Source organism: Isoptericola sp. NPDC057653, from assembly GCF_042799955.1.
Taxonomy (GTDB): Bacteria; Actinomycetota; Actinomycetes; order Actinomycetales; family Cellulomonadaceae; genus Isoptericola.
This window is the reverse complement of record NZ_JBHVHP010000001.1, coordinates 1,926,183-1,943,190: the sequence shown is the minus strand read 5'-3', so window position 1 is coordinate 1,943,190 and position 17,008 is coordinate 1,926,183. Positions and strand designations below refer to the sequence as shown.

The window sequence follows — 17,008 nt, the reverse complement described above, 5'->3', positions numbered from 1 at the left end:
AACCGTTGACGCAACAGTCGTTGCGTTAAGGTGGTGTCATGACCGACGCGACCGACCCCGGCCTCCAGTCGACCGGGACCGTGCGTCCGGGCGGCCGCACGGCCCGGACCAGGGAGGCCGTGCACCGGGCGGTGCGCGAGCTGATGGCGGAGCACGGCGGCGAGGCTCCCGAGATCTCCGCGGTCGCGGCCCGCTCCGGGGTCCACGCGGCCACGATCTACCGCCGCTGGCGCACCCGGGACGCGCTCGTGCTCGACGTCGCGGTGGCCGACGTCAACGCCGCCTCACCGGTCCGCGCCACCGGCGACCTGCGCGCCGACCTCCTCGCGTACACGCGCGGCCTGCTCGACGCCTTCGACCGCCCCGGTGGCCTCGCCTTCGTCGACGCCCTGGTCCGGGCGTCCCGCGAGGCACACCTGAGCCCCGAGCGCACCGAGGAGCTGCTGCGACCACGGCTCGACCTCTTCCAGCAGCTGCTGGACGCGAGCGGGACCACCGAGCTCGACCCGCTCGACCTGGTCCTGCTGCTCGTCGCGCCGGCGCACCTCGGCTCCACCTTCGGGATCACCGACGCGACCGGCGACGCCGCCGAGCGGCTCGTCGACAACGTGCTCGACGTCGTCGCGGGCCGCCGGTCCCGGGCCACGCGCCCGGCGCGCCGGGGCTGACCCTCAGCGCACCCGGACGACGCGCCTCTCGTCCCAGACGGGCTCGGGCGTCTCGCGCACGGTGCCGTCCTCGCCGAACACCAGGAACCGGTCGAAGCCGCGCGCGAACCAGCGGTCGTGCGTGACGGCGAGCACGGTGCCGTCGAACGCCTCCAGGCCCTCCTGCAGGGCCTCCGCGCTCGCGAGGTCGAGGTTGTCGGTGGGCTCGTCGAGCAGCAGCGCCGTGCACCCGGCGAGCTCGAGCAGCAGGATCTGGAACCGCGCCTGCTGCCCGCCCGAGAGCCGGTCGAACTCGCGGTCGGCGGCGACGGTCAGCTCGTAGCGGCGCAGCACGGACATCGCGGCACCCCGGTCGCGCGCGTGGTCCTCCCAGAGCACCTGGGTGAGGGTGCGGCCGAACAGCTCCGGCTGCGCGTGCGTCTGCGCGAAGACGCCCGGCACGACGCGCGCGCCGAGCCGCCACTCGCCGGTGTGCGCCACGTCGTCGCCCCCGAGCAGCCGCAGGAAGTGCGACTTGCCCGAGCCGTTGGACCCGAGGACGGCGACGCGCTCGCCGTAGAAGACCTCGAGGTCGAACGGCTGCATGAGGCCCGTGAGGCCGAGCCGCTCGCACGTCACCGCGCGCACGCCGGTGCGGCCGCCGCGCAAGCGCATGCGGATGTCCTGCTCCCGCGGCGGCTCGGGCGGCGGGCCGGCCTCCTCGAACTTGGTCAGGCGGGTCTGCGCGGCCCGGTACCGGGACGCCAGCGCGTCGCTGTTCGCGGCGGCCTGCCGCAGCTCCCGCACGAGCCGCTTGAGCTGCTCGTGCTTCTCGTCCCACCGCCGCCGCAGCTCCTCGAAACGGGCGAAGCGCTCGCGCCGGGCCTCGTGGAACGTGGCGAACGACCCGCCGTGCACCCACGCGTCCGCGCCCGACGGCGCGGGCTCGATCGACACGATCCGGTCGGCCGCCGTGGCCAGCAGCTCGCGGTCGTGGGAGACGAACAGCACGGTCTTGCGGGTGGCGCGCAGCTGGTCCTCGAGCCACCGCTTGCCCGGGACGTCGAGGTAGTTGTCCGGCTCGTCGAGCAGCAGCACCTCGTCGGTGCCGCGCAGCAGCGACTCCAGCACCAGACGCTTCTGCTCGCCGCCGGACAGGGTGCGCACCTCGCGCCAGCGCGCCTGCTCGTACGGGATGCCGAGGGCGGCGACGGTGCACACGTCCCAGTGCGTCTCGGCCTCGTAGCCGCGCACCTCGGCCCAGTCGGCGAGCGCCTGCGCGTACGCGAGCTGGGCGGGCTCGTCGTCGACCTCCATGATGGCCAGCTCGGCGGCGTCGACGGCGCGCGCCGCGTCACGGACGCGCGGCGGGGCGACGGCGACGAGCAGGTCGCGCACCGTGCTCGCGTCGCGCACGGAGCCGACGAACTGCGGCATGACGCCGAGGCCGCCCGTGACGGTGACGGAGCCGGCCTGCGGGGTCAGCTCGCCCGACAGCAGGCGCAGCAGGGTGGTCTTGCCCGAGCCGTTCGGGCCCACCAGTGCGGTCGCGCTGCCCTCGGGGACGCGGAACGAGACGTCGTCGAGCAGCGTGCGACCGTCCGGCAGCACGTGCTCCACGTGCGCCACCTCCAGATGACCCATGGCGGGCACGCTGCCCGACCGCCCGCGCGCTCGCAAGGCATTTCCGACCGCGTCCCCGACCGCCCGGTGGACTGCGCTGTCATCGCGTCGGCGCCATGTTGTTGACTGTCCCCCGTGACCGACGCGAACCTCGACGCCCCGACCCCAGCGGCCGGCGCGTCCCCCGACCTGCCCGCCGACGTCTCCGGGCTGACCTACGAGCAGGCACGCGACGAGCTGGTCCAGGTCGTCGCCCGGCTCGAGGCCGGCAGCGAGCCGCTCGAGGCCTCCCTCGCCCTCTGGGAGCGGGGCGAGGCGCTCGCCGCCCGCTGCCAGCAGTGGCTCGACGGAGCCCGGGAGCGCCTCGCGGCCGCCCAGGCGGGCGCCGCCGGCGCCACCGCCGGTGCCGAGGACGCGGAGGACGACGAGTGAGCGCGCACGTGCTCGCCGTCGGCGAGGCCCTGGTGGACGTGGTGCACCGCACCGACGGCTCGCACGAGGAGCACCCCGGCGGCAGCCTGGCGAACGTCGCCCTGACCCTGGGCCGGCTGGGCCGCGACGTGCGGCTCGCGACGTGGCTCGGGCGCGACGCCCGCGGCGACGACGTGCGGGCGTGGCTCGCGGAGTCCCGCGTGGCGCTGACGCCGGGCAGCGACGGCGCCGACCGCACGAGCGTCGCCCAGGCGACCCTCGACGCGACGGGCGCCGCCACCTACGAGTTCGACCTCGAGTGGCAGGTGCCCGCGGGCGCGGGCGCGACCGACGGGACGCTCGCGGTGCACACCGGCTCGATCGCGGCCATGCTCGCCCCCGGCGACGCGGCGGTGCGGCAGGTGCTCGAGGACGCGCGCCGCGTCGCCACGGTCAGCTACGACCCCAACGCCCGCCCGGCGCTCATGGGCGACGCCGCCTCGGTGCGCCCGCGGGTCGAGGAGCTGGTCGCGCTGTCCGACGTCGTGAAGGTCAGCGACGAGGACATCGCATGGCTCGCCCCCGGCGCCGACCCGCTGGACGTCGCCCGCGCGTGGCAGGCCACCGGTCCGGCGCTCGTCGTGGTGACGTTCGGCGGCGAGGGCGCGACCGCGGTCACCGCGGCCGGCGAGGTCACCGTGGCAGCCCCGCGGGTGGACGTCGTCGACACCGTCGGTGCGGGAGACTCCTTCATGGGCGCCCTGCTCGACGGCCTGTGGTCCACGGACCTGCTCGGCGCCTCGCGGCGCGACGCGCTGCGCGCGATCCCGGTCGCCGACACCGAGCGGCTCCTGGCCCGCTGCGCCGCCGTCGCCGCCGTGACCGTCTCGCGCGCCGGCGCCAACCCGCCGTGGGCCCGGGAGCTGGACCTCGCAACGAAGGAGCACGCATGAGCATCACCCCCACCGAGGCCTGGGACCGGCTGCGCGCCGGCAACGGCCGGTTCGTCCGCGACGAGCCGGAGCACCCGGACCAGGACGCCGTCCGCCGGCACGAGCTGCGCACGGTCCAGCACCCCCACACCGTGATCTTCGGCTGCTCGGACTCGCGGGTCGCCGCGGAGATCATCTTCGACCAGGGCCTGGGCGACGTCTTCGTGGTGCGCACGGCGGGGCACGTGGTGGACACCACGGTGCTGGGCTCCATCGAGTACGGCACCGAGGTGCTGCACACCCCGCTCGTCGTGGTCCTCGGGCACGACTCGTGCGGCGCCGTCGCGGCGACCGCCCACACGCTCGCCACCGGCGAGCAGCCCCCGGGCTTCGTGCGCGCCGTCGTGGACAAGGTGATCCCGTCGGTCGCCGAGCTCACGAGCCGGCAGGGCATCGCCGGCCCGATCGACCCCGACGTGCTGCGCACGGAGCACGTCAAGCACACGGTCGCGCTCCTGCGCGGCTACTCCGCCGCGATCGCCGCGGCGATCGACGCCGGCCGCCTCGCCGTCGTCGGCGTGGTCTACGACCTGGACGACGGCAGCGCCCGCCTCGTGGCGGTCGACGGCGAGGTCGGCGAGCAGCCGGTCGACTGACGCCCCCTGACCTTCGCCCCCGGAGCCCTCAGGCCCGTGCGGCGGCGGCGAGCAGCCGTTGCACGGTGCCGAGGGTGCGGGTGGTGGCGACGCCGCCCGTGAACCGCTCCACGGCGGGGTTCGGGTCGCCGCCGGCGCCCGGGCCGCCGCGCGCCACCCCGAGCACCACCCCCGGCCGGGCGGCCACGAGGTCGAGCAGGTCGCGCGCGTCCGTCCACGGCAGCGCCACGGACAGGGGCTGCCCGCCGTCCACGAAGGTCACCGTCTCGCGGTACGTCCGCCCGTCGCGCGTGAGCGCGAACGGGTCGCCCTCCACCGCGGCGGCCACGTCGTCCAGCGAGCGCACCAGCGCCGTCCCGGCGTATCCGCAGACGTCGGCGAGCACCGGCGCCGCCGCGCGGGCCACGGCGCCGGCGACGTCGTCCCCGCCCGACCCGACGTCGAGCAGCACCGTGCCGTTGGTCTGGAACGAGCGCACGGCCGCCGCGCCGCCCTCGAGCAGCGCGCCCTCGAGGTCGGCGCGCACCGGGCTGCCGCGGTGCCCCAGGTTCATCGCGCGGTAGAGGACCACGTGGGTGAACGTCACGGCACCATCCTGACGGCCGCCACCGACGCCGGGGCGTGACCCGGCTCACGACGGACCGGTCTCGCGGGTGCGGCACGATAGAGGCATGACTTCCGACACCGTCGTCCCCGGCGCGTCCGGCGCGGGCGAGACCGAGTACCGCATCGAGCACGACACGATGGGCGAGGTGCGCGTCCCGGCGCACGCGCTCTACCGCGCGCAGACGCAGCGGGCCGTGGAGAACTTCCCGATCTCCGGCACCACGCTCGAGCGCGGGCACATCGAGGCCCTGGCCCGGATCAAGAAGGCCGCCGCGCGCGCCAACGCCGAGCTCGGCGTGCTCGACCAGGACATCGCCGACGCGATCGTCGCCGCCGCCGACGAGGTCGCCTCCGGCGCGTACGACGCCCACTTCCCGATCGACGTGTTCCAGACGGGTTCCGGCACGTCCTCGAACATGAACACCAACGAGGTGCTGGCCACGCTGGCCACGCGCTCGCTCGGCAAGGACGTGCACCCGAACGACCACGTCAACGCCTCACAGTCGTCGAACGACGTCTTCCCGACGTCGGTCCACGTCGCCGCCACCGCGGCCGCGATCCACGACCTCGTCCCGGCCCTGGAGCACCTGGCCGACGCGCTGGGCGCCAAGGCCGACGAGTTCGCGACGGTCGTGAAGTCCGGCCGCACGCACCTCATGGACGCCACCCCCGTGACGCTCGGCCAGGAGTTCGGCGGGTACGCCGCCGCGATCCGGTACGGCGTCGAGCGGGTGCGGGCGGCGCTGCCCCGCGCGGCCGAGGTGCCCCTGGGCGGCACGGCCGTCGGCACCGGCATCAACACCCCCGCCGGCTTCCCGCAGCGCGTCATCGAGCTGCTGCGCGAGGACACGGGCCTGCCCCTGACCGAGGCGCGCGACCACTTCGAGGCGCAGTCGGCGCGCGACGGTCTCGTCGAGCTGTCCGGCGCGCTGCGCACCATCGCCGTGTCGGTCACCAAGATCTGCAACGACCTGCGCTGGATGGGCTCGGGCCCGAACACCGGCCTTGGGGAGATCGCGATCCCCGACCTGCAGCCGGGCAGCTCGATCATGCCGGGCAAGGTCAACCCGGTGATCCCGGAGGCCGTGCTCATGGTCGCCGCGCGCGTGATCGGCAACGACGCCACGGTCGCGTGGGCCGGCGCGAGCGGCTCGTTCGAGCTCAACGTGCAGATCCCCGTCATCGCCCAGGGCGTGCTGGAGTCGACCCGCCTGCTGGCCAACGCGTCGCGCGTGCTGGCCGACAAGACCGTGTCCGGCATCACCGCCAACGTGGAGCGGGCCCGCGCGTTCGCGGAGTCGTCCCCGTCGATCGTCACGCCGCTGAACCGCGTGATCGGCTACGAGGCGGCGGCGAAGGTCGCCAAGCACTCGGTCAAGCAGGGCCTCACGGTGCGCGAGGCCGTCGTCGACCTCGGCTTCGTGGAGCGCGGCGAGGTCACCGAGGAGCAGCTCGACTCGGCCCTCGACGTGCTGTCGATGACGAAGCCCCCGCAGGCCTGACACCCGCCTGCACCGCGACGGCGGCGGCCCCCACCGGGGCCGCCGCCGTCGGCGTTCTCCCACCCTTCGAGAAGAGGGTTGGTAAGGCTAACCTCACCTGCTAGTCTCGGCGCATGCGGGGAGGCGTCCCTCGGGGCGCGGGGCTGGGGGGTTCCACCTGACTGCGACGCCTCCCCGCGTCAGTAGTCCTTCGGGTCCAGCCGGCGCAGCACGACGGCGAGCAGCCGGCCGAGTTCGGCCCGCTCCGCCTCGGACAGGTCGCCCAGCGCGGCCCGCTCGTGCTCGATCTGCCGCGGGAACAGCTCGTCGACGAGCTCCTCCCCGGCCGCGGTGAGCGCCACCAGCACCCCGCGCTTGTCGCGTTCGTGCACGGCCCGTTCCACCAGCCCGGCCCGCTCCAGCCGGTCCAGCCGCTTGGTGATCGACGCCCCGGGCGAGCCCGTCATCGTCGTGATCTCGCCGGCGCGCAGGGTGCGCCCGGACCGCCGCAGCGCGGTGAGGACGTCGAGCTCGGCGCGCGTGACGTCGCGGGCCGCGAGGTCGTCGGCGAGCTCGGCCTCCAGCAGCGCCGCGATCCGCCGCACCCGCGCCCCGACCTCGGCCGGCGACGTGTCGACCTCGGGCAGCCGCTCGGCCCACTGCGCGCGCACGCGCTCGATGTAGTCCACGGCGACCAGGATAGAGGTCACACCGTCAATCCTTCCATGATGATTTACCTGTGAACTATCATGGTCGGCAATGCCCTCCTCCCCCGCGCCCTCCCCTGCCCCCTCCCCCGTGCTGACCAGCGCCCGCGACGTCCTCGACCCCGCCCACCTGCGTGCCGCGCTGCGCATCAGCCCCGCCGACGCCACGCTCGCCGCGGCGCTGCGCGTCGGCGCCGCCGCGGCCGTCGTCCTCGGGCTCAGCGCCGCCGTCGGCCGCACCGACCTGGCGGCCTTCGCCTCCCTGGGGGCGCTCGTCATCCTGTACGGGCGGTACGAGCCGTACCGGCGCCGCGCGGCCCTCCTGACCGGCGTCGCCGTCGTCTTCGTCGCCGCCTTCGTGCTCACGGCGAGCCTCACGGCCGCGGGCGCCCCCACGGTCGTGGTCCTCGCGGTGGTGGCGCTCGTCGCGGGGCTCGCGACGGCCCTGAGCGTCCTGGTCCGCACCGGGCCTCCCGGGGCGAGCATCGTCGTCTTCGCCGCGGCCGGCGGCATGGTCGGACCGCTCGCGTGGTCCGACGTCACCGAGCGCGGCGTCGCGTTCGCGCTCGGCGCGGTCGTCGCGTGGCTCGTCGGGATGAGCGGCTACCTCGTCCGGCCGAGCGCACCGGCCCGCCTCGCCGTCCGCCGGGCCGCCGACGCGGTGCGCAGGTCGCTCGACGCCGGCCCCGACGTCGCCCCGGACGCCGCGCGGGCCGCCTCCGCCGCCGTGGCCCGGGCCCGCGACGTGCTGGCCGACGACCTCTCCCACCGCCGCACGCGCGACACCGCCCGCGTGCTCGCGGCCGAGCTCGCCGCCTTCGCCGCGGCCCTGGGCTCCTCGTCCGCCGCCGTGCAGGGCACACCCGCCGCGCCCGCCGACGACCTGCCGCCGCGACGCCGCCTGGTCGACGACCTCCGGGCCGGCTGGCGCGTCCCCGGGTGGCGCCTCGCCGGGGTCCGCGTCGTGCTGGCGAGCGTCGTCGCCGGCGCCGGCACGTCCGCCGTCGGCCTGAGCCACCCGGCGTGGGCGCAGCTCGGCGCCACCGCCACCCTGCAGGGCGCGAGCACCCGGCACGCCGTCGTCCGCGCCCTGCAGCGCGGGGGCGGCACCGTGCTGGGCGCCCTGCTCGCCTGGCCGCTGCTGGCGGCGCACCTGTCCTTCGCCGCGACCTGCGTCGTCGTCGTGGTGCTGCAGGTCGTCACGGAGGTCGTCGTCGGGCGCCACTACGGGCTGGCGATGCTCACGATCACGCCCATGGCCCTGCTGATGACGTCCCTCGGCGGCGCGGTCGACCCCGCCGGGATCGCGGCCTCGCGCGCCCTCGACACCGTGCTCGGCGCCGTCGTCGGCGTGCTCGCCGTCGTGCTGGTGCACCCGCGCCGCCGGCCGGCCGTGCCGGCCGAGGCCTGACCGGCGGCGCGGGCGGAGCGCGTCAGATCTCCAGCGACTCCAGCATCTCCGTGACGAGCGCCGCGACGGGCGACCGCTCGGACCGCGTGAGCGTGACGTGCGCGAAGAGCGGGTGGCCCTTCATCGCCTCGATGACGGCGGCGACGCCGTCGTGCCGGCCCACGCGCAGGTTGTCCCGCTGGGCGACGTCGTGCGTGAGCACGACGCGCGACTGCTGCCCGATGCGCGACAGCACCGTGAGGAGCACGTTGCGCTCCAGGGACTGGGCCTCGTCGACGATGACGAACGCGTCGTGCAGGGAGCGCCCGCGGATGTGCGTGAGCGGGAGCACCTCGAGCATCTCACGGTCGATGACCTCGTCGACCACCTCGGGCGAGACCAGCGCGCCGAGGGTGTCGTACACGGCCTGCGCCCAGGGGTTCATCTTCTCGGACTCGGACCCGGGCAGGTAGCCGAGCTCCTGCCCGCCCACCGCGTACAGCGGCCGGAAGACGATCACCTTGCGGTGCTGCCGCCGCTCCAGGACGGCCTCCAGACCGGCGCACAGGGCCAGCGCGGACTTGCCGGTGCCGGCACGCCCGCCGAGCGACAGGATCCCGACCTCCGGGTCGAGCAGCAGGTCGATGGCGACGCGCTGCTCCGCCGAGCGGCCGTGCACGCCGAACACGTCCTGGTCGCCGCGCACGAGGCGGACCGTCTTGTCGGCGGTCACCCGGCCGAGGGCCGAGCCCCCCGGCGAGTGGATGACGAGGCCCGTGTGGCACAGCAGCGGCGACGCCGCCTCGACCACCTCCGCGTCGAGGGCGGCCAGCTCCACCTCGCCCCCCTCGTACAGGGTGGCGACCTGCTCGTCGGCGACGTCGATCTCGCGCATCCCGGTCCACCCGGAGTCGACCGCGAGCTCGTGCCGGAACTCCTCCGCGCGCAGGCCGACGGCCGACGCCTTGACCCGCATGGGCAGGTCCTTGGAGACCACGGTGACGTCGCGCCCCTCGCCGGCGAGGTTCGCCGCGACGGACAGGATCCGCGTGTCGTTGTCGCCGAGGCGGAAGCCCGCCGGGAGCACCTGCGGGTCGGTGTGGTTGAGCTCCACGCGCAGGGTGCCGCCGACCTCGCCGACCGGGATCGGGGCGTCGAGCCTGCCGTGCTTCACGCGCAGGTCGTCGAGCATCCGCAGGGCGCTGCGGGCGAAGTAGCCGAGCTCGGCGTGGTGCCGCTTGGCCTCCAGCTCCGTGACGACGACGACCGGCAGGACGACGTCGTGCTCGGCGAAGCGGTAGATCGCCCGGGGGTCGGACAACAGCACGGACGTGTCGATGACGAACGTGCGACGGGCGGTGCCGTCCGCGTCGGCGCTGTCGCGCTCAGGGACGGGTGCGGTTCGGGCCACGGCGAGCTCCCTCCTGGTGGGCGGGCGGCCGGGCCGGGGACGCCGTGCGGCGCCGGGCCGGAGCCGGCCCTCCCGCACGGAGCGTGAACCCCATCGGCTGGCCTCCCCGAGGACGGCTGGACACCGTCCCTGAGCGCCAAACTACGACGCTGTGATTCGCGCCACCACCCCCGCGTCGGCGGGTCGGGAACTTGTCACCCGCCGTTCACACGCCGGACCCCGGCGCGCCGCCGGGCGGCCCGGCGAGCACCATGGGCCCCATGGCATCCTCCGAGCCCGCGCGCACCGCGTACGTCGTCCTGCTGCGGGGCGTGAACCTGGGCCCCCATCGCCGCGTGAGCGCCGCCGACCTGCGGGAGGCCGCGGCCGCGGCGGGCCTCGACGACGCCCGGACCTACGCGAACAGCGGCAACCTCGTCGGCACCGGCGACGCGGGCGACGACGCCGTCGCCGCGCGCGTCGAGGCGGCGCTGGCCGACCGGCTCGGCGGGGACGTGCGCGCCGTCGCCCTGCCCGCCGACCGGGCCGCCGCCCTCCTCGACGCCGACCCGTTCCCGGACGCCACCGCCGACCACCCGTCGCACGTGCAGGTGCACGTGGGGCCGGACCCGGTCGACCCCGACGGGGTCGCGGCGCTGGCGGAGAAGAACCCGGAGCGGTTCGCCGTGGCGGAGGGCGTGCTCTTCGTCGACTACGTCGACGGCATCGGCCGGTCGCGCCTCACCGCCGCCGCCCTCGACCGCGCCGCGGGCACCTGGACCACCGGGCGCAACTGGAACACCCTCGCGCGCCTCGTCGCGATGGCCCGCGACGCGACCTGAGCCAGGGGCCCGCGGCGGGTACGCTGGCCTGCGGTGAGCCGGGAAGTCTGGTCGGTGGCACCGGCTGGGACGCCGGGAGACGATCGACCCCACGACCGGACTGGAGCTCACCCTGACCACCGAGACCCGCACCCCGTCCTTCGGCCCGCGGCTGCGCCGCTTCGCCTCCCGCGAGACCACCGGCGGCGCGCTCCTCATCGCCGCCGCCGTCCTCGCCCTCGTCTGCGCGAACGCGCCGTGGCGCGAGTGGTACCTCGCCCTCTCCGAGGCGATGGTCGGCATCGACAGCATCGGGCCGGTGCCCGTCCACCTCGACCTCACGGTCGCCGAGTGGGCCGCCGACGGGCTGCTCGCGATCTTCTTCTTCGTCGTCGGCGTCGAGCTCAAGCACGAGTTCGTGGCCGGCAGCCTGCGCAGCCCCAAGGAGGCGGGCGTCCCGATGCTCGCCGCCGTGGGCGGCATGGCGGTGCCCGCGATCATCTACGCGGTCACCGTCGTCGCCCTGGGCGAGCCGAGCGCCCTCGGCGGCTGGGCCATCCCGACGGCCACCGACATCGCGTTCGCGCTCGGCGTCCTCGCCGTCTTCGGCAAGGGCCTGCCCACCGCCGTGCGCACCTTCCTGCTCACGCTCGCGGTGGTCGACGACCTGCTCGCGATCGTCGTGATCGCCATCTTCTACACGGAGCACCTGAGCTTCGCGTACCTCGGTGCCGCCCTGGTCACGATCGCCGTCTTCGGCTGGTACGTGCGCTCGCGCAACCCGCGCTGGTGGGTGCTCGTGCCGCTGTTCGTCGTCGCGTGGGCGTTCATGCACTCGTCGGGCGTGCACGCCACCGTCGCGGGCGTGCTCATGGGCTTCACCGTCGCCGCCCGCCCCGCCCACGGCGAGGCCGAGCCGCGCACCCACCGCTACGAGCAGGCCGTGCGGCCGTGGTCGCAGGGCGTGGCCCTGCCCGTCTTCGCGTTCTTCGCAGCGGGCGTGAACCTGGTCGACGGCGGCGGCGCCGCGGAGATCCTCTCCCAGCCGGTGGTGCCGGCCATCACCGTGGGCCTCGTCGTGGGCAAGCTCGTGGGGGTGCTCGGCACGACGGCGCTGGTCACCCGGCTGACGCCGCTGCGGCTGGCGCAGGGCATCGGCGTCCGCGACCTGCTGCCCGTCGGGTTCCTCGCCGGGATCGGGTTCACGGTGGCGCTCCTGGTGTCGGAGCTGTCGTTCGGGCACGCGTCGGAGCACACCGAGGGGGCCAAGGCCGCCATCCTGCTCGGCTCCGTGATCGCGGCGCTCCTCGGCGCCCTCACCCTGCGGTGGGACGCCCGCCGGGCGCGCACCGCGGACATGAACCTCGACGGCGTGGACGACGCCGTCGAGGACTTCATCGGGGACGAGAAGGACCGGCGGGAGCACTGAGCGCGGCGGCCCGGGCGGGCACCCGCGGCCCGACCGCGGCGCCGGCCAGGGCCGGCTCGCGCCGCTCCACCTGCGCGGACGCGGCGGCCGCCGTCCTGGCCCGCGCCGCGCGGGCGCCCCAGGCGGACAGCACGCGGTCGACGACGAGGCCGAGCACCGTGCCCACGACGATGCCGACCGCGACGGCGAGCAGCGGCCGGTCGCCGAGCGGCGCGGCCGCCACGACGCCGAGGAGCACCGACCAGCACGCCCAGGCCACGGACGCCACGGCGGACAGCGCCATGAAGCGGCGGCGGGAGAAGCCGACGGCGCCCGCGGTGACGTTCACCGCCATCCGGCCCACGGGCACGAACCGCGCGCCGAGGACGACGGAGGCGCCACGGCGCTCGAACGACCGGGCCGCCCAGGCCACGGCGCGCTGCCCGCGCGGGCCGCGCAGGAACGGCACGCGCGACGTGCCGAGGGCCCGGCCGAGCGCGTAGGCCAGCTGGTCGCCGCACCACGCGCCGAGCGCCGCCACGAGCACCACCAGGGCGAGGTTCACGCCCTGCCCGGTCTCGGCGCCGACCGCCATCATGATGATCACGGTCTCGCCGGGCACGGGCGGGAAGAACCCGTCGGCGGCCGTGGACACGAACAGCGCGGGGAACGCCCAGACGGAGGCGACGAGCGCGAACAGCGTGCTCTCCAGCTGGGCCCACAGCGAGGCGATCGCGTCGATCATGCGTCCCAGCCTCCGCCGGGACCGCCGCCGGCCACCATGGGGTGTGCCCCCGGTTCGACCCTGGGGGGACCCTGAGAGCCCGGCCGGTCACCTGGCGGCGGAGGCCGAGGTCAGGCGCCCCCGCCCGGACGGCCGAGCAGCACCTCGCGGCGGCGGCCCACCTGGTCGCGCAGCGCCTCGAGCAGCGCCGCGACCGCCGGCCGTCGCCACGACTCCGGGTGCACCACCGCCCAGTAGGGCAGCCGGTCGCGGACCTCGCCCGGGAGCAGCCGCACCAGGTCCGGGTGCCGGTCGGCCATGAAGCACGGCAGGAACCCCACGCCCGCGCCGGCCCGCGTCGCCTCGACGTGCACGAACACGTTGGTGGAGGTGAGCGCGTCGCGCATCCCCGGCACCAGCCGGCGCGGGGCGTCGAGGGCGTCCACCTGCAGCATCGAGTTCACGAAGTACACGAGCCCGTGCCCGGCCAGGTCCGCGACGGACCCCGGCACGCCGTGGCGGTCGAGGTAGTCGCGGGAGGCGTACATGCCGAGCTCGTACTCCCCCAGCCGCACGGCCTTGGCCCGGCCCACCTGCGGCTCGCCGACCACCACCTCGACGTCCACGCCGGACCGGTGCTGCATCGCGTGCCGGGTCACGGTGACCAGCTCGACGGACAGGTCGGGGTGCCGCCGGCGCAGCGCGGCCACGGCGGGCGACGCCACGTAGGCGCTGAAGCCGTCGGTCGCGGTCATCCGCACCACCCCCGTGACGGGGTCGGGCGCGCCGTCGCCGGCCGCGAGGCCCGCCACCGCCGCCGCGACCGCCTCCGCCGCGCGGGCCGCCCGCTCCCCCAGGCCGGTGAGCTCCCAGCCGTCCGCGCCGCGCACCAGGACGCGGCCGCCCAGCGCGCGCTCGAGGGTCGCGACGTTCCGGGCGACCGTCGTGTGGTTGACCCCGAGCACCTCGGCGGCCGTCGTGTACCGGCCGGTGCGGGCCACCTCCAGCAGCACGAGGAGCTGGTCGGGCGAGGGCTGCGGCGTCGTCGGCACGCGCCGCACCCTACTGCCGCGCGCCGTCGATGTGCATCCCTGCAGAGCGGGCGTGCTCGGTTGGTCGTTGCACGCACATGCACCGGACCGGCAGCATCCTCCGCGTCAGGAGTGGCGCCAGCCACCGTGTCAACGACGACACCGGAGGAACCCATGGCCTCGGGCCAGAACACCGCGCCGGACCGCGCGACCGCCAGCACGCCGGACCGGACCACCGGCGACAGCGGGAGCGACCGGTCCCTGCTCACCAGGATCGTGTCCGCGTCGATGGCCGGCACGGTCGTCGAGTGGTACGACTTCTTCCTCTACGCGACCGCCGCGGCGCTCGTGTTCGACAAGGTGCTGATGCCCGCGATGGGCAACCAGTACGACGGCATCATCGCCGCCTTCGTCACCTACGCCATCGGCTTCCTCGCGCGGCCGCTGGGCGGCGTGATCTTCGGCCACCTCGGCGACCGGCTGGGCCGCAAGCACACCCTGCAGATCACGATCATGATGATCGGCGCCGCGACCGTGCTCATGGGCTGCCTGCCGAGCTACGCGTCCATCGGCCTGGCCGCCCCGGCGCTGCTCGTGCTGCTGCGCTTCGTCCAGGGCATCGCGCTCGGCGGCGAGTGGGGCGGCGCCGTGCTGCTCGTCGCGGAGCACGCCCCGGACCGCACCCGTGCCGGCTGGGCCGCCTGGCCGCAGGCCGCCGTCCCGGTGGGCAACCTGCTCGCCACCGCCGTCCTGTGGGTCATGTCCACCACGCTGAGCGACGCCGCGTTCCTCTCGTGGGGCTGGCGCGTCGCGTTCTGGCTCTCCGCCGTGGTCGTGCTCGTCGGCTACTGGATCCGCACCACCATCACCGACGCCCCGATCTTCGAGGAGGCGAAGGCCGAGCTCGAGGAGGGCAAGGCGCAGGGCGTCGGCGTCACCGAGGTCGTGCGGCGCTACCCGCGCGGCGTGCTCACCGGCATGGGCCTGCGGTTCGCGGAGAACATCATGTACTACCTGGTGGTGAGCTTCTCGATCGTGTACCTCGGCACCGGGCTCGGGATGGACACCGCGTCCATCCTCGGCGTGATCGCGATCGCGCACGCCTTCCACTTCGTGGTCATCCTGGTGGTGGGCCGCCTCGCCGACCGGGTCGGTCGTAAGCCGGTCTACCTCGCCGGGGCGATCCTCGGCGGCACCTGGGGCCTGTGGGCGTTCCCCGCGTTCGGCACCAGGAGCACCGTGGTGGCGCTCGTCGTCATCATGGTGGGCCTGCTCTTCCACGCCCTCATGTACGCCGGCCAGCCCGCGATCATGGCCGAGATGTTCCCGACGCGGATGCGCTACTCGGGGGTGTCGATCAGCTACCAGGTGACGTCGATCGTCGCGGGTTCGCTCGCGCCGATCCTCGCCACGACGTGGCTCAAGACGACCGGGTCGTGGTGGCCCACCGCCGTCTACCTGCTCGTGGCGGGCGCGATCACCACCGTCGCCGTGCTGAGCATGCGGGAGACCCGCGGCATCTCGCTGCGCGACGTCGACGCCCGCGACCGCGCGACCGCCGGGGCCGCGGCATGACGGCGGCCACCGCCCGCCCGGCGTCCGGCGAGCGCGCGCTCGCCGGGCGCCGGGCCCTCGTCACCGGCGGCGCGTCCGGCATCGGGGCGGCCTGCGCGCGGGAGCTCGCCGCGCGCGGCGCGCACGTGGTCGTCGCCGACGTCGAGCCCGACGGCGCGAAGCGGCTCGCCGACGAGCTCGGCGGCGAGGCGTGGGTCGTCGACCTGTCCGACACCCGGGCCCTCGACGACCTGCGACTGGACGTGGACGTGCTGGTGAACAACGCGGGCGTCCAGCGGGTCAGCCCGGTCGAGGACTTCGCGCCCGACGACTTCCGGCTCGTCCACCGCCTCATGCTCGAGGCGCCGTTCCTGCTGGTACGGGCGGCCCTGCCGCACATGTACGCCCGCGGGTGGGGGCGGGTGGTCAACGTGTCGTCGGTCCACGGGCTCGTCGCCTCGCCGTTCAAGTCCGCGTACGTCTCGGCCAAGCACGGCCTCGAAGGGCTGTCCAAGACGGTCGCGCTCGAGGGTGGGCCCCGCGGGGTCACCAGCGTCTGCGTCAACCCCGGGTACGTGCGCACCCCGCTCGTGGAGAAGCAGGTCGCCGACCAGGCCGCGGTGCACGGCATCCCCGAGGCCGACGTGCTGGGGCAGGTGATGCTGGCCGAGGCGGCGGTGAAGCGCCTCGTGGAGCCGGAGGAGGTCGCGTCGCTGGTCGGCTGGCTCACCGGCCCGGACGCCTCGATGGTCACCGGGGCCTCGTGGACGATCGACGGCGGATGGAGCGCACGATGAGCGGGCCGGGCACGACGGGTCTCGACAGGGGACTCGACACGGTGGTCGCGACGGCGGCCGAGGCGGTGGCGGACGTGCCCGACGGTGCGTCGCTCGCCGTCGGGGGCTTCGGCCTCTGCGGCACCCCGGCCGCACTGATCGAGGCGCTGCTGGCGCAGGGCACCACCGGGCTGTCCGTGGTGAGCAACAACTGCGGCGTCGACGACTGGGGCCTCGGCCTGCTGCTGGGCGCGGGGCGCATCCGCCGGATGACCAGCTCCTACGTGGGCGAGAACAAGGAGTTCGAGCGGCAGTTCCTCGCGGGCGAGCTCGAGCTGGTGCTCACCCCGCAGGGCACGCTCGCGGAGCAGCTACGGGCGGGCGGCGCCGGTATCGCCGGGTTCTGGACCCGCACCGGCGTGGGCACGCAGGTGGCCGACGGCGGCCTGCCCCGCCGCTACGACGGCGCGGGCGGCATCGCGGTGGCCTCGCCGCCCAAGGAGGTCCGCATGTTCGTCGGTGCGGACGGCGCGAGCGCCGAGTTCGTGCTCGAGGAGGCGATCACCACCGACTACGCCCTCGTGCACGCCGCGAAGGGCGACCGGCACGGCAACCTCGTCTTCCACCGCTCCGCCCGCAACTTCTCCCCCCTCGCCGCGATGGCGGGCCGCATGTGCGTGGCCCAGGTCGAGGAGCTGGTGGAGCCCGGCGAGATCGACCCCGACGACGTGCACCTGCCCGGCGTGTACGTGCACCGCGTGGTGCACGTGCCCGGCGGCGAGAAGCGGATCGAGAAGCGCACCACCACCCCGACGTCCACCGCGACGTCGGGCCGAGAGGAGGGCTGAGCC

At 75.3% G+C, this 17,008-nt stretch carries 17 protein-coding genes; 11 read left to right on the top strand and 6 right to left on the bottom strand.

The features are described from left to right. Positions 1 to 38: 38 nt before the first annotated feature. Complete coding sequence (locus ACFU9A_RS08790) at positions 39 to 668, top strand: TetR/AcrR family transcriptional regulator (protein ID WP_430574849.1); 630 nt, start codon at positions 39 to 41, stop codon at positions 666 to 668. 3 nt (positions 669 to 671) lie between these two features. Here ACFU9A_RS08790 and ACFU9A_RS08785 read toward each other — a convergent pair whose 3' ends face one another. Next, positions 672 to 2,291 (bottom strand): ATP-binding cassette domain-containing protein, encoded by a 1,620-nt coding sequence (locus ACFU9A_RS08785; protein WP_430574848.1) that lies wholly within the window; start codon positions 2,289 to 2,291, stop codon positions 672 to 674. A gap of 114 nt (positions 2,292 to 2,405) precedes the next feature. Between ACFU9A_RS08785 and ACFU9A_RS08780 the strand changes: the two genes are divergently transcribed. Genes ACFU9A_RS08780 through ACFU9A_RS08770 form a run of 3 tightly spaced genes read left to right on the top strand, consistent with a single transcriptional unit; the run spans position 2,406 to position 4,269 of the window. Next, entirely contained in the window at positions 2,406 to 2,702 is a 297-nt protein-coding gene (locus ACFU9A_RS08780) for an exodeoxyribonuclease VII small subunit (protein ID WP_430574847.1), read from the top strand. Further along, complete coding sequence (locus tag ACFU9A_RS08775; RefSeq protein WP_430574846.1) at positions 2,699 to 3,634, top strand: carbohydrate kinase; 936 nt, start codon at positions 2,699 to 2,701, stop codon at positions 3,632 to 3,634. The genes ACFU9A_RS08780 and ACFU9A_RS08775 overlap by 4 nt, the downstream gene beginning before the upstream one ends. Next, positions 3,631 to 4,269 (top strand): carbonic anhydrase, encoded by a 639-nt coding sequence (locus ACFU9A_RS08770; RefSeq protein WP_430574845.1) that lies wholly within the window; start codon positions 3,631 to 3,633, stop codon positions 4,267 to 4,269. Before ACFU9A_RS08775 ends, ACFU9A_RS08770 begins: the two co-directional genes overlap by 4 nt. A 28-nt stretch (positions 4,270 to 4,297) precedes the next feature. On the opposite strand, the gene ACFU9A_RS08765 is transcribed toward ACFU9A_RS08770, so the two are convergent. After that, the gene (locus ACFU9A_RS08765; RefSeq protein ID WP_430574844.1) at positions 4,298 to 4,855 is read right to left on the bottom strand and encodes a DUF1697 domain-containing protein; all 558 of its coding nucleotides are present in this window, start codon (positions 4,853 to 4,855) and stop codon (positions 4,298 to 4,300) included. Between the two features lie 85 nt (positions 4,856 to 4,940). Between ACFU9A_RS08765 and ACFU9A_RS08760 the strand changes: the two genes are divergently transcribed. Continuing rightward, entirely contained in the window at positions 4,941 to 6,377 is a 1,437-nt protein-coding gene (locus ACFU9A_RS08760; protein ID WP_430574843.1) for a class II fumarate hydratase, read from the top strand. Between the two features lie 179 nt (positions 6,378 to 6,556). Here ACFU9A_RS08760 and ACFU9A_RS08755 read toward each other — a convergent pair whose 3' ends face one another. Then, complete coding sequence (locus ACFU9A_RS08755; RefSeq protein WP_430574842.1) at positions 6,557 to 7,066, bottom strand: MarR family winged helix-turn-helix transcriptional regulator; 510 nt, start codon at positions 7,064 to 7,066, stop codon at positions 6,557 to 6,559. Positions 7,067 to 7,115: 49 nt separating this feature from the next. On the opposite strand from ACFU9A_RS08755, the gene ACFU9A_RS08750 reads away from it, so the two are divergent. Further along, complete coding sequence (locus ACFU9A_RS08750; protein WP_430574841.1) at positions 7,116 to 8,474, top strand: FUSC family protein; 1,359 nt, start codon at positions 7,116 to 7,118, stop codon at positions 8,472 to 8,474. A gap of 22 nt (positions 8,475 to 8,496) precedes the next feature. Here ACFU9A_RS08750 and ACFU9A_RS08745 read toward each other — a convergent pair whose 3' ends face one another. Next, entirely contained in the window at positions 8,497 to 9,864 is a 1,368-nt protein-coding gene (locus ACFU9A_RS08745; RefSeq protein WP_430574840.1) for a PhoH family protein, read from the bottom strand. A gap of 260 nt (positions 9,865 to 10,124) precedes the next feature. Between ACFU9A_RS08745 and ACFU9A_RS08740 the strand changes: the two genes are divergently transcribed. Continuing rightward, positions 10,125 to 10,685: a DUF1697 domain-containing protein gene (locus ACFU9A_RS08740; RefSeq protein WP_430574839.1), complete on the top strand. Its 561-nt coding sequence runs from the start codon at positions 10,125 to 10,127 to the stop codon at positions 10,683 to 10,685. 64 nt (positions 10,686 to 10,749) lie between these two features. Further along, a complete protein-coding gene (gene nhaA, locus ACFU9A_RS08735; protein ID WP_430575364.1) occupies positions 10,750 to 12,093 on the top strand; it encodes a Na+/H+ antiporter NhaA in 1,344 nt (447 codons plus the stop codon). On the opposite strand, the gene ACFU9A_RS08730 is transcribed toward nhaA, so the two are convergent. Further along, positions 12,059 to 12,817, bottom strand: a complete 759-nt coding sequence (locus ACFU9A_RS08730; RefSeq protein ID WP_430574838.1) for a DedA family protein — start codon at positions 12,815 to 12,817, stop codon at positions 12,059 to 12,061. The two genes, nhaA and ACFU9A_RS08730, sit on opposite strands and share 35 nt — an antisense overlap. A gap of 110 nt (positions 12,818 to 12,927) precedes the next feature. Continuing rightward, the gene (locus ACFU9A_RS08725) at positions 12,928 to 13,848 is read right to left on the bottom strand and encodes a LysR family transcriptional regulator (RefSeq protein WP_430574837.1); all 921 of its coding nucleotides are present in this window, start codon (positions 13,846 to 13,848) and stop codon (positions 12,928 to 12,930) included. Positions 13,849 to 14,001: 153 nt separating this feature from the next. On the opposite strand from ACFU9A_RS08725, the gene ACFU9A_RS08720 reads away from it, so the two are divergent. From ACFU9A_RS08720 to ACFU9A_RS08710, 3 genes are read left to right on the top strand one after another with little or no spacing between them, the layout of a single operon-like run. Continuing rightward, positions 14,002 to 15,402 (top strand): MFS transporter, encoded by a 1,401-nt coding sequence (locus tag ACFU9A_RS08720; RefSeq protein WP_430574836.1) that lies wholly within the window; start codon positions 14,002 to 14,004, stop codon positions 15,400 to 15,402. Continuing rightward, positions 15,399 to 16,178, top strand: coding sequence for a 3-hydroxybutyrate dehydrogenase (locus ACFU9A_RS08715; RefSeq protein ID WP_430574835.1), 780 nt, complete (start codon positions 15,399 to 15,401; stop codon positions 16,176 to 16,178). The genes ACFU9A_RS08720 and ACFU9A_RS08715 overlap by 4 nt, the downstream gene beginning before the upstream one ends. Further along, entirely contained in the window at positions 16,175 to 17,005 is an 831-nt protein-coding gene (locus ACFU9A_RS08710; RefSeq protein ID WP_430574834.1) for a CoA transferase subunit A, read from the top strand. The genes ACFU9A_RS08715 and ACFU9A_RS08710 overlap by 4 nt, the downstream gene beginning before the upstream one ends. The last annotated feature ends 3 nt before the right edge of the window (positions 17,006 to 17,008 follow it).